Here is a 12456-nt window from a genome sequence, read left to right as displayed (position 1 = left end):
AGGGCCGTTACGCCGCTCCCGCCCCGGTGAGCGAGCGCACCTCGGTCTCCGCGTGCTTGGCCTCGTCAGCGGGCTCCGAGGAGGTCACGGTGCCCAGCCATCCGGCGAGGAAGCCCAGCGGGATGGAGACGAGCCCCGGGTTCTCCAGCGGGAAGTACTGGAAGTCCACTCCCGGAAAGAGGGAGTTCGGCCCTCCGGAGACCACGGGTGACAGCACGACGAGCACCAGGGAGGGCAGCAGGCCGCCGTAGACCGACCAGACCGCTCCCCGTGTGGTGAAGTTCCGCCAGAACAGCGAGAAGAGCAGCACGGGCAGATTCGCGGACGCGGCGACCGCGAAGGCCAGACCCACAAGGAACGCCACGTTGAGATCGCGGGCGAGCAGCCCCAGCCCGATCGCGACCACCCCGATCCCGGCGGCGGCGAGGCGCGCCACCGCCACCTCGCTGCGCGGCTTCGCGTGCTTGCGCCGCAGCGACGCGTACAGGTCGTGGGCCACCGATGCCGAGGAGGCGAGCGTGATCCCGGCGACGACGGCGAGGATCGTGGCGAAGGCGATCGCGGCGACGATCGCGAAAAGAACCGTTCCTCCTGTGGAGTCCGCGCCGCCCCCCAGATCGAGCGCGAGCAGCGGAACCGCCGTGTTCCCCGCGGCGTTCGATCCGCGCACCGCATCGGAGCCCACGATCGCGGCGGCGCCGAAGCCGAGCACGATCGTCATCAGGTAGAAGCTGCCGATGAGACCGATGGACCAGACGACGGAGCGGCGGGCGGCACGCGCGGTCGGCACCGTGTAGAAGCGGGAGAGGATGTGCGGAAGACCGGCCGTGCCTAGGACGAGCGCGAGTCCGAGACTGATGAAGTCCAGGCGCGAGGTCCAGTCGCCGCCGTACCTCAACCCGGGCGCGAGGAACTGGCTGCCGTGTCCGCTGCGGTCGGCGGCGGTCCGCAGCAACTGGTCGAAGTCGCCGTGGAATCGCACGAGCACGAGCACGGTCAGCGCGATCGCGCCGCACATCAGCAGGACCGCCTTGACGATCTGGATCCAGGTGGTGGCCCGCATCCCTCCCAACGACACATAGATGACCATGAGCGCACCGACACAAATGACCGTCCAGGCCTGCGCCGCCCCGCTCGTCCCACCGAGCAGCAGCGCGACCAGTGAGCCGGCCCCCACCATCTGCGCCACCAGATAGAGAACGGACACGGTCACCGAGGAAGTTCCCGCCGCGATGCGCACGGGCCGCTCCCTCATCCGCGCGGCCACGACATCGGCGAGCGTGAACCGGCCGCAGTTGCGCACCAGTTCGGCCACCAGGAACAGCACGACCAGCCAGGCGACGAGGAAACCCACCGAGTAGAGCAGCCCGTCGTACCCGAAGAGCGCGATCAGCCCGGAGATGCCGAGGAAGGAGGCGGCCGACATGTAGTCGCCCGCGATGGCGAATCCATTCTCCATGGGCGAGAAGAGCCGCCCGCCGGCGTAGAACTCCTCCGCCGAACCGTGCCGGTTGCGGCTCACCCATGTCGTGATGGCGAGCGTGACGGCCACGAACACGCCGAACAGCAGCAGGGCGAGTGTCTGGTGGTCCCCGGTCATCGCTCGCTCCCCCGGACCAGCCGCTCGCTCCCCCGGGCCAGTTCCTGCTCCCGCTTCTGCTCGAACACGGCCCAGCGCAGATCGAGCGCCGCGTGGTCCCTGCGCAGCCGGGCGTGGCGGGCGTACGCCCAGGTCAGCAGGAAGGTGGTGAGGAACTGGCCGAGGCCGGCGAGCATCGCGACGTTCACGGAGCCGGCTACGGGGCGCGCCATCAGCCCCGGGGCCGTCGTCGCGGTCACTACGTAGGCGACGTACCAGGTGAAGAAGACGGCCACCCCGGGGAAGACGAACCGGCGATAGCGGCCGCGCACCTCCTGGAAGGCAGCACTGCGCTGGACCTCCAGATAGATGTCGGCCGCGCTCGCGACCCGGTCCGGCGCGGCCCGGGGCGCCACCACGGGCGCCGGCGCACCCGTGCCGTCCAACTCACCCCAGCCGGACGCAAGCGCGTCGTACCAGGGATCCCTCGGATCGCCGGTCCGCGCCTGCCCCGCATCGCGCCCGTCGTGCTTCTCCACCGAACTCTCCTTGTCCGCAGCCTTGTTCGGCCGCGTGCCCAAGGATGGACAGAACGGGAAGATCCCTGACTCTTCTCTCCCTGCTCTTCACCCCATCAGGTGAAGGACCGCATCAATGGCCCCCGGAAACGGGACATGGGTGGAGCCAAAGGGCTCCACCCATGGTGGAGTGCGTCCCGCGCGAGCGGCACACACCATGGCGTCGCGCGAGCGCTACGCGTCGATGCGCGAACGGTCCAGCGTCGCCGCGGAGCTCGTGATGAACTCCTTGCGGGGCGCCACGTCGTTGCCCATCAGCAGATCGAAGACCTGCTCGGCGGCGTCCAGGTCGCCGATGTTGACCCGTCGCAGGGTGCGGTAGCGGGGGTCCATGGTGGTCTCCGCCAGCTGATCGGCGTCCATCTCACCGAGGCCCTTGTAGCGCTGGATGGAGTCCTTGAAGCGGATCCCCTTGCGCTGGTACTCCAGGAGGGTCTCGCGCAGCTCGTTGTCCGAGTACGTGTAGACGTACTTGTCCTGGCCCTTCTTCGGCTGGACCAGCTCGATCCGGTGCAGGGGCGGCACGGCCGCGAAGACCCGGCCCGCCTCCACCATCGGGCGCATGTAGCGCTGGAACAGGGTGAGCAGCAGGATCCGGATGTGCGCGCCGTCGACATCGGCGTCGACGAGCAGAATGATCTTCCCGTAGCGCGCCGCGTCGATGTCGAAGGTCCGGCCCGACCCCGCCCCTATGACCTGGATGATCGCGCCGCACTCGGCGTTCTTCAGCATGTCCGTGACGGATGCCTTCTGAACGTTGAGGATCTTGCCGCGGATCGGCAGGAGTGCCTGGAACTCGGAGTTCCGTGCCAGCTTGGCGGTGCCGAGCGCCGAGTCGCCCTCGACGATGAAGAGCTCGCTGCGCTCCACGTCGTCGCTGCGGCAGTCGGCGAGCTTGGCGGGCAGCGAGGAGGACTCCAGGGCCGTCTTGCGGCGCTGGGCGTCCTTGTGCTGGCGGGCAGCGATGCGCGTACGGGCCGCGGCGACGGCCTTCTCCATCACGGCGCGCGCCTGCGCCTTGGCGTCGCGCTTGGTGGACGTCAGGAACGCCTTGAGCTCCTTGGCTACGACGTTGGCGACGATGCGGTTGGCCGCCGAGGTGCCGAGCACCTCCTTGGTCTGGCCCTCGAACTGCGGCTCGGCGAGACGGACCGTGACGACCGCGGTCAGCCCCTCCAGGGCGTCGTCCTTGACGATGTCGTCCTCGGCGACGCGCAGCACCTTCTGGGTGCGCAGCACCTCGTTCATCGTCTTCGTGAGGGAACGCTCGAAGCCCGTCACATGGGTGCCGCCCTTGGGGGTGGCGATGATGTTGACGAAGGACCGGAGCGTCGTGTCGTAGCCGGTGCCCCAGCGCAGGGCGACGTCCACGGCGAGTTCACGGGTGACCTCCGTGGGGGTCATCTGGCCGTGGTCGTCCAGGACCGGGACGGTCTCCTTGAAGCTGCCCTGCCCGGTCAGGCGCAGGACGTCGCAGACGGCCTTGTCCTGGGCGAGGTACTCGCAGAACTCGCTGATGCCGCCGTCGAAGCGGAAGGACTCCTCCCCCTTGGTGCCGCCCTCGCCGAGACCGTACTCGTCGCGTACGACGATGGTCAGGCCCGGGACCAGGAAGGCGGTCTGCCGGGCACGCTGGTGCAGCGTCTCCAGGTTGAGCTTGGCGTCCTTGAGGAAGATCTGGCGGTCGGACCAGTAGCGCACGCGCGTGCCGGTGCGGGTCTTCGGGATCTTCTTGGTCTTGCGCAGCTTGGCCGACGAGTCGAAGTCGGCGTCGGGGCCGGGCTTGGCGAAGGCGCCTGGGACGCCGCGACGGAAGCTGATCGCGTGGGTGTGCCCCGCGCGGTCCACCTCTACGTCGAGGCGCGCGGACAGGGCGTTCACCACGGAGGCACCCACACCGTGCAGGCCGCCGGAGGCAGCGTAGGAGCCACCGCCGAACTTGCCGCCGGCGTGGAGCTTGGTCATGACGACCTCGACTCCGGAGAGGCCGGTCTTGGGCTCGACATCCACGGGGATGCCTCGGCCGTTGTCCCGGACCTCTACGGAGGCGTCGTCGTGGAGGATGACTTCGATGTGGTCGCAGTAGCCGCCCAGGGCCTCGTCGACGGAGTTGTCGATGATCTCCCAGAGGCAGTGCAGCAGGCCACGGCTGTCCGTAGACCCGATGTACATGCCCGGACGCTTGCGGACGGCTTCGAGCCCCTCCAGGACGAGCAGGTGCCGCGCGGTGTAGTTGGAACCGTCCCGGTCTGCTCCGGTCAGCAACGCTGTGGACGGCACGGACGTCTCGGCGGTCACGCGGTTCGCTCCTCGCTGAATTTCAAAAGGGGCCTCTTGGGGTAAGGCCTCGGCTTCGGTTGCCGCTCAGAGGGTACCGAGGCCTGGTAGAGCCGTTGTAACGCCACCCTCGTCACTACTCACACTAGTCCAGTGCCGCACGCTTGTTCGATCCCTCGATTGAGTGAAGTGCACGTCACGTTCCCTTCCAGGCATGAACCATTTAGGCTCCGGGCACGTCCTCATGAACAACCGGCAACCCAGCCGGCGGACGACCGACCTGACAGACAGCGCGAAACCGTACGACACGTTAGAGACGTAATACGGCACATTCGCCGCCAACCGGCAGCAGACAGCCGCCTCGGAAAAAACTTCGAGGAAAAGCCACGAGCGGGAACGTTTTCGGCCTGGTTGGATGTTGACCCTGGTACGACAGCTCGTCGAGCTAGAGAAGAGGCGACGTGACTACTGTTCTGACCCCCGCGAGCCCCCTGACGGCCGCTGATCGCTGCGACCGCTGCGGCGCCCAGGCATACCTGCGCGTCGTCCTGTTGAGCGGCGGTGAACTGCTCTTCTGCGCCCACCACGGCCGCAAGTTCGAGCCGGAACTCAAGAAGATCGCCGCTGAGATACAGGACGAGACGGAGCGGCTGACGGCCGTCCCGGAGACCAACGACGAGGATCGCTGACACCTCGCACCCACGACGAGCGATCCGGCGCACGCCAGGCCGGTGACCGGGCGGCCGACCCTGCCAACCCCAGGGTCGACCGCCCGCTCGCGTTGCAGGGGCACTCAGGCGCCTTCTCGGCGGTCCTCACGGCGCCCCTCACCCCGCACTCGGACAACTCCCGTACTTTCAGCCGCGCCCAGGCATCGCCCGCGCGGCGCTCGAGACCCGCGTGTAGACCCCGGGGCTCCCGGTCCGCCCACAGCCGCTCCCCCACGACACCAGGCCGATCAGCCGCCCGCGCGCGACCAGCGGACCGCCGCTGTCCCCCTGACAGGCGTCTCGACCGCCCTCAAGTTCCCCCGCGCACAGCATGGATACGGCCGAGTACTTTCCGTCAGAATTGCCCGGATAGGCCTCCCGGCAGGTGGCATCAGGCAGTACGCGCACCTGCGCGGAGTGCAACGTCCGCGCGTAGTCGCCTGATCCCGTGGTGTCACCCCAGCCGTACACCGTCGCGCGCGTGCCCGGTTGGTACGCCTGGTCCCCCGCCGCCGCCATACCGATGACGTAGCCCTGCGGAAGCGGGCTCGCCAGCGACAGCACCGCGAAGTCGCCGGAGTTCGAGGAACTGTCGTACTCCGGATTGACCTTCGCCTCGCGCACCGGAATCTCACGGCCCTGCGCTCTCCCCAGATCATCCCGGCCGGCGATCACCTTCAGGTCACTCATCTCGCCCAGCCGTACTCCGAGGACTTCCTCTCCCAGGCAGTGGGCCGCCGTGAGGACCGTGGAGCGCCCGACCACCACGCCTCCGCAGAACTGTCCCGAACGCGTACCACCGAACCGGTCACGGCTGGACAGCGCCACCACCCAGGGACTGTCGGCCACCCGGACCGGGCCACCCCCGACGACGACGCTGTCGGCGGACGCGGGGGCCGTGGAAGCCAGCGGCAGCGCCACCACCGGGGCGACAAGGGCCAGCGTCGCCGTAAATGTGCGAGCGAAAGGACGAGGCATGCGATCTCCTCACTCTGGGTTCTCGTGAAACACCCACAGTGATCCAGTGCGTCACACCCCGCACCCGCGCCACGCGCGTCCGCGTCACGGCGAACGTGTCACGGCGGGCGCGTCACGGCGGGCGCATCAACAAACAGAAGACCCGAGGCCTCGCGTGAGGCCTCGGGTCTTCTTCGTGGAGCGCTGGTGACTAGTCGAGGTAGTCGCGCAGGACCTGCGAACGCGACGGGTGACGCAGCTTCGACATCGTCTTCGACTCGATCTGACGGATGCGCTCACGCGTCACTCCGTAGACCTTGCCGATCTCGTCCAGGGTCTTCGGCTGGCCGTCCGTGAGACCGAAGCGCATGGAGACCACGCCCGCCTCACGCTCGGACAGGGTGTCGAGCACGGAGTGCAGCTGCTCCTGAAGGAGCGTGAAGCTGACCGCGTCGGCCGGAACGACCGCTTCGGAGTCCTCGATGAGGTCACCGAACTCGCTGTCGCCGTCCTCACCCAGGGGGGTGTGGAGGGAGATCGGCTCACGGCCGTACTTCTGGACCTCGATGACCTTCTCCGGGGTCATGTCGAGTTCCTTGGCCAGCTCCTCCGGGGTGGGCTCACGGCCCAGGTCCTGGAGCATCTGGCGCTGCACGCGCGCGAGCTTGTTGATGACCTCGACCATGTGCACCGGGATACGGATGGTGCGGGCCTGGTCGGCCATCGCGCGGGTGATCGCCTGACGGATCCACCAGGTGGCGTACGTGGAGAACTTGTAGCCCTTGGTGTAGTCGAACTTCTCGACCGCGCGGATCAGACCGAGGTTGCCCTCCTGGATGAGGTCCAGGAAGAGCATGCCGCGGCCGGTGTAGCGCTTGGCCAGGGAGACCACCAGACGGAGGTTGGCCTCCAGGAGGTGGTTCTTGGCGCGGCGCCCGTCCTCGGCGATGATCTCCAGCTCGCGCTTGAGCTTCGGGGCGAGCTTGTCGGCGTTGGCCAGCTTGTCCTCGGCGAACAGGCCGGCCTCGATGCGCTTGGCGAGCTCGACCTCCTGCTCGGCGTTGAGCAGCGGGACCTTGCCGATCTGCTTCAGGTAGTCCTTGACGGGGTCGGCGGTGGCGCCGGCCGCGGCGACCTGCTGGGCCGGGGCGTCGTCCTCGTCCTCGTCGGACAGCACGAAGCCTGCCTGGGGACCCTCCTCCGAGGTCTCGCCCTCACCGGGCTTGCCCTTGGCGGTCGTCTCCTCAGTGGCCTCGTCGTCCACCATCTCGTCGTCCTGCTTGGACGTCTTCTTTGCCGTCGCCTTCTTGGCGACGGTCTTCTTGGCGACGGCCTTCTTCGCCGTCGTCTTCTTGGCGGCGACCTTCTTCGCGGGCGCGTCCTCAGCGGCGACATCCACGGCCGACGCCTCGGGGGCGGCGGACGCGGTGGCCGGCTTCGCCGTGGCCGTCTTGGCCGCGACGGTCTTGGTCGCGGTGCGCTTGGCCGGGCTCTTCGCTGCGACGCTCTTGCGGGGGCGTTTCGGCTCCGCGGCACTGACCATCAGCGTCACACCCTCTTCCTCGAGGATCTGGTTGAGGCTGCGCAGAACGTTCTTCCACTGAGTGGCCGGAATCTGGTCAGCTTCGAAGGCACGACGCACGTCATCGCCGGCGATCTGCCCATCAGCCTTTCCCCGCTCGATGAGCGCCATGACAGAGACGGATTCGGCGATCTCCGGCGGGAGCGTACGGGATGTGCTGGCCGACACGAACAACCTCTCGGAACGTTGGAAAACGGCTTCCGGCCCCGTCCATTGTGGACCAGGACCGACGACCGACGACTAGGGATGGGCCGACGGCGCAGGCGGGGCCGGGGAGCTACACAGCGCCGCGAACGACTGCTGTATTCCCTCCTCGGCTATCACCTCTTAGGTCATCGCGCTGCCCCGACGAGCGTTACGCCCAATCTACGTGGCCCGAGTCACACCCCGTAAGCGCTCAAAAGCGGCCAGATACGGTCAGAGGCGTGCAGACCTAAGCCCTGACGGCCCTCAACCCCGCAACGGCCGCGTCGCCGGGTCCCTGCCGGATCCCCGAGGAACCCGCAGAAGCCCGGCGACGCCACCGCGCCAACGGAGTGATGAGGTCGGACCGCGAGGCGCATCAGCCGGCCGTACGAACGCAGACCCGGCCGTCAGTGCTCGCGGGGGGCGGGCACGACGCGCTCCACCTCCGGGTGGACGGTGAGCAGCTGGCGCATGGCGGCCTCGGCGCCCGGACCGTCGCCCGCGCCGAGGGCGTCGGCGATGCGCGAGTGGTGCACCAGGGACGCCTCGGTGGGGCGGTCGCAGCCGGTGATCGGACCGCCCGAGACCTGGAGCGCGGCCGAGACGATGCCCGACAGGTGCTCCAGCATGCGGTTGCTCGCGAGCTGGATGAGCAGCGAGTGGAACTCGGCGTCGGCGCGGGAGAAGGTGATCCCGTCGCCCTGGCTCAGGGCGTGGCCCATGATCTCGACCATGTCGGCGAGCCGCTGCTGCACCTCCTCGCGGCCGTGGCCGGCGGCGAGCCGCGCGGCGAGGGGCTCGATCGTCCAACGCAGCTCGCTCAGTTCGCGGCGCTGGTCGTCGCGCTGCGGCCCGAACGCGCGCCATTCGATGATGTCCGGGTCCAGGAGGTTCCAGTCGCTGACGGGGCGCACGCGCGTGCCGACATTGGGCCTGGCGCTGACCAGGCCCTTCGCCTCGAGCACGCGCAGCGACTCCCGGACGACGGTGCGGGAGACCTCGAAGCGCTGGCCGATCTCCTCGGGGACCAGCGGGCGGTCGGCTCCGAGGTCTCCGGAGACGATCATCTGGCCGAGCTGCTGGACGAGTTGGCCGTGCAGTCCGCGGCCGCGACTGCCGGCGGTGCGTCGTCCCACACGGCCGAGGTCGTGGTCGGCGCTGTCCCAGGAGGGCGCGACGACGCGGTCGGCACCCGGAGCCTCGGCGTAGGGGTAGCGGTCGAGTTCGCCCGGACCGGCGAGGCCGGAGTCGGCGGAGCGGGCGGCGGTCATCATGGTGTGCGCAAGGGTACTCACGGAACCTTTGTCGGCGTGGCTCCCAAGTCCCTTGAGGTCTTTGGTGAAAAGCACACGAAAGGGTGATCGCTTACCCCGCCGCAATTGACGCCTTATCGGAAAGAAACGGGCGTTCTCCGGGGGAGTTGTGCGCAGCACGTGAACGGAACCGACGGACGGTTGTCATCGAGCCCTGCCGCGCACCCCGGTGAGCAGATATGCGCAGAGCAGAGCGGTCAGCGACAACGTCAGCGCGCTGCCCACAGGTTGAGCGACCATCCGGACTCCACCGGCCAGATATCGCTCGACACCGAAGGGCCACTGCACCAGCGCGAGGTCGCGCAGCCTCCCTGGGAGCCCCGCCGCCGATCGCACAGACGGCCCCTCCAAGGCCTTTTGTACGAGCGGTACGACGACGATCGGCACCGCGAGAACCGCGGCGAGACCGGCGGTCGTGGAGCGGAAGACTCCTCCGGCGAGGACCCCCGCCCAGGCGCAGCCACCGACCAGGGCGACCCAACTGACGCTCGCCGAGAGCCAGTCGGCGGGAACTTTCGCGACCTCTTCTCCGTATACGAGGTGCAGGAGAGCGGCGTCGGAGACCAGGACAAGCACGCTCAGCAGGAGCGCGGTGGCGGCCGCGACGGTCAACTTGGCGCTGAGCAGCCCCAAACGGCGGGGGACGGTGCCCCGGTCGGCGGCCAGGGCGGGATGACGGAATTCCTCACCGAAGGCGAGGGCGCCGAGCAGTCCGGCGCCAAGCGCCGCGGGCGGCAAGGGAAGTTCCTGGGGCCAGGCGGCCAGCAGGTACGGCTGCGGCGTGTGACCGCTCCTGGCGAGGAAGACGCAGATCACGGCGGAGACGGCGAGCACAGCGGCCGTGGTGAGGTAGCCGGTGCCCACTCCGGTGGCCCGGCGCAGTTCGTAGCGCAAGGGGCGCAGGGGGCTGCGGGCAGGGCGGACGGAGATGGGGGGCGGCAGGTGGGACGGCGCCGCGGGGACCTGCTGGGGGCTGACGGCGGTCGTGGCGGTGACCGGTTCCGTGGTGGCGAGCGGGATGAGGTTCTTGGTCGCGGAGACGGCCTCTTCCGCGGGCGCCCTCTCCGCTTGGGGCGAGGTCTTGGCTCCGGCTTCGGCTCCAGCCCCCGCTGCAGCTGTGGCTGTGGCTGCGGCTGCGGCTGTGTCGGCGATTACGGAGGTGGGTGCGGGCGTCGGCGCGGGGACGCCATCAGTTTCGGGTAGAGGCGCGACAGCCGCAGCTGCCGCAGGCCCCGCATCCCCGATCTCGTCGGCGAGTTGGTGGACGAGGATTCCGTGGCGGAAGGCTGTCTCTCCGATGTCGGCACAGTTGCTGCCGTACACCGAGAGCCGGTTGCCGTCCTCCTTCACCACCTCGATGGAGCGTTGCCCGGCGCGGGCCTCCTTGGCCAGCAGCGCGCCGAGCCGTGCCGCGTGCGGGCTGCGCACCGCGACCCGGGGGCGCAGCCGGGTGCGGGCGAAGTCCCTGGCTTCTTGGTCGGCCACCAGCCGTCCGGCTTCCAGTGTCACGACGCGATCGGCGGCCCGCGCGGCTTCCTTGGGGTCGGCCGTGGAGAACAGGACGGTCCCGCCCTGGGCGGCGTGCGCGCGCAGGACCGCGTGCAGCCAGCCGCCCTCGCGGGCCGAGAGCCCGTCGGCGGGGTCGTCGAGGACGAGTGTGTGCGGGTCGGCGAGCAGAGCGCAGGCGAGGCCGAGACGGCGGTCCATGCCGCGCGAGAGCGTGCCAAGGCGCTGATCGCGAAGGCTCACCAGGCCGACTACTTCGAGTACCTCGTCGGCGCGCTGGACAGGCACGCCTGCGGCCGCGCACAGCATGCGCAGCTGGCCTCGGACCGTACGGCCCGGATGTCCGGGCACCTCGCCCAGCAGGACGCCCACCTCGCGTGACGGATAGGTGATGCGGTGCAGCGGACGCCCTCTGAAGTAGGTGACACCTCGGCCCTGTTGGAGTTCGAGCATGAGCCTCAGCGCCGTCGTCTTGCCGGCGCCCTGCGCGCCGAGCAGTGCCGTCACACGGCCTGTTCGCGCCTCGAAGGACACGTCGTCGACGGCAGGCGGCAGCTCCTGGCGGGGATTGCTTGTCAGTCCGATGGCCTGGATCATCGCTTCTCTCGCGGGATGTGCGACCGCTCGACGGCCGGGGTTCGTCCGCCGGGTCGGGGACGGACGAACTCCGTGGGTACATCAGCAAGATAACGCGATATTTCTGGCATTTCGGTCAGGGCGTGGGCCACGGGTGTTCATCACGCCGCCAGACCGACGGGGACCGAGTGGTGACCGGCCGGGCGACCAGCGGAGCAATCCCCCGCGCGACCCGTGCCGCGAGCCTCAGACTTCGGGGCGCAGCATCGGCGGGTTGAGCAGCGTCGCACCGCCCGCGCGGAAGAGCTGAGCGGGGCGCCCACCCTGGCGCGTGGTCGTGCCGCCGGTGGGGACGAGAAAGCCCGGCGTGCCGGTCACCTTGCGGTGGAAGTTGCGCGGGTCGAGCACGACGCCCCACACGGCCTCGTAGACCCGGCGCAGCTCGCCGACGGTGAACTCGGGTGGGCAGAAGGCCGTCGCCAACGACGAGTACTCGATCTTCGAACGGGCACGCTCCACGCCGTCTGCCAGGATCTGCGCGTGGTCGAAGGCGAGCGGCGCCGCCTGCTCGTCCTCACGTCCGTATCCACCCTGGTTAAGCAGCGCCTCGACCGGCGCCCAGCGCGCACTGTTCGCGTCGCCGCCGGCACGCGGGGCGGGGAGGTCGGGAGCGAGCGCGAGGTGGGCGACGCTGACGACCCGCATCCGCGGATCACGCTTGGGATCGCCGTACGTGGCCAACTGCTCCAGATGCGCGCCGTTCGCCTGGGCCGGAGAGTCCGGATCGTGCGCGCACAGCCCCGTCTCCTCGACCAACTCTCGCGCGGCGGCCGCCGACAAGTCCTCGTCGTCACGCACGAATCCGCCGGGCAGCGCCCAACGCCCCTGGAACGGCGACTCGCCCCGGCGTACGGCAAGCGCGCAGAGCGCGTGACGACGTACGGTCAGCACGACCAGATCGACGGTGACAGCAAACGGCGGGAAGGCCGACGGGTCGTAGGGCGACATGCCGCGATCATAGTCGTCTGCCTGACGATAAACAGCTCCTCCGGCATCCGAACCCGGTCGGATTCACCGCCCCTCGCGTCGGGTTTCGGCCACGCCCACCGCAGGTGAGCCACACCGGCCGCCGGTCCTTCCGGGTATAAGGGCCACACCTCTGCAGCGTGATCCCCCTCGGTCCGTGAGATCC

At 69.2% G+C, this 12456-nt stretch carries 9 protein-coding genes; 1 reads left to right on the top strand and 8 read right to left on the bottom strand.

Annotated features, from left to right (window positions below; all coding sequences use genetic code 11):
* Positions 1 to 7 precede the first annotated feature (7 nt).
* The 3 genes from ACWFRU_RS08485 to ACWFRU_RS08475 form a co-directional block, all read right to left on the bottom strand.
* Complete coding sequence (locus tag ACWFRU_RS08485; RefSeq protein WP_453685363.1) at positions 8 to 1600, bottom strand: solute symporter family protein; 1593 nt, start codon at positions 1598 to 1600, stop codon at positions 8 to 10.
* Positions 1597 to 2118: a DUF485 domain-containing protein gene (locus ACWFRU_RS08480; protein WP_453685362.1), complete on the bottom strand. Its 522-nt coding sequence runs from the start codon at positions 2116 to 2118 to the stop codon at positions 1597 to 1599. The genes ACWFRU_RS08485 and ACWFRU_RS08480 overlap by 4 nt, the downstream gene beginning before the upstream one ends.
* A 213-nt stretch (positions 2119 to 2331) precedes the next feature.
* A complete protein-coding gene (locus ACWFRU_RS08475; RefSeq protein ID WP_453685361.1) occupies positions 2332 to 4455 on the bottom strand; it encodes a DNA gyrase/topoisomerase IV subunit B in 2124 nt (707 codons plus the stop codon).
* A gap of 440 nt (positions 4456 to 4895) precedes the next feature.
* On the opposite strand from ACWFRU_RS08475, the gene ACWFRU_RS08470 reads away from it, so the two are divergent.
* The gene (locus tag ACWFRU_RS08470; protein WP_160507629.1) at positions 4896 to 5123 is read left to right on the top strand and encodes a DUF7455 domain-containing protein; all 228 of its coding nucleotides are present in this window, start codon (positions 4896 to 4898) and stop codon (positions 5121 to 5123) included.
* A 168-nt stretch (positions 5124 to 5291) separates the two neighbouring features.
* Here ACWFRU_RS08470 and ACWFRU_RS08465 read toward each other — a convergent pair whose 3' ends face one another.
* The 5 genes from ACWFRU_RS08465 to ACWFRU_RS08445 form a co-directional block, all read right to left on the bottom strand.
* Complete coding sequence (locus ACWFRU_RS08465; RefSeq protein ID WP_453685360.1) at positions 5292 to 6122, bottom strand: serine protease; 831 nt, start codon at positions 6120 to 6122, stop codon at positions 5292 to 5294.
* Between the two features lie 190 nt (positions 6123 to 6312).
* Positions 6313 to 7857 carry an RNA polymerase sigma factor gene (locus ACWFRU_RS08460; protein WP_453685359.1) on the bottom strand — a complete coding sequence of 515 codons (1545 nt, stop codon included), beginning with the start codon at positions 7855 to 7857 and terminating at the stop codon, positions 6313 to 6315.
* 419 nt (positions 7858 to 8276) lie between these two features.
* A complete protein-coding gene (locus ACWFRU_RS08455; protein ID WP_365819636.1) occupies positions 8277 to 9164 on the bottom strand; it encodes a FadR/GntR family transcriptional regulator in 888 nt (295 codons plus the stop codon).
* A 162-nt stretch (positions 9165 to 9326) separates the two neighbouring features.
* On the bottom strand, positions 9327 to 11285 hold the full coding sequence (locus ACWFRU_RS08450; protein WP_453685358.1) for an ABC transporter ATP-binding protein: 1959 nt from the start codon (positions 11283 to 11285) through the stop codon (positions 9327 to 9329).
* Positions 11286 to 11510: 225 nt separating this feature from the next.
* Positions 11511 to 12272 carry an NUDIX hydrolase gene (locus ACWFRU_RS08445; RefSeq protein ID WP_363209966.1) on the bottom strand — a complete coding sequence of 254 codons (762 nt, stop codon included), beginning with the start codon at positions 12270 to 12272 and terminating at the stop codon, positions 11511 to 11513.
* Between the last annotated feature and the right edge of the window lie 184 nt (positions 12273 to 12456).

This window comes from Streptomyces sp. NPDC055099, from assembly GCF_053607685.1.
Note: the sequence above shows the minus strand (reverse complement) of the source record. Positions and strands in the feature narration are given on the sequence as shown.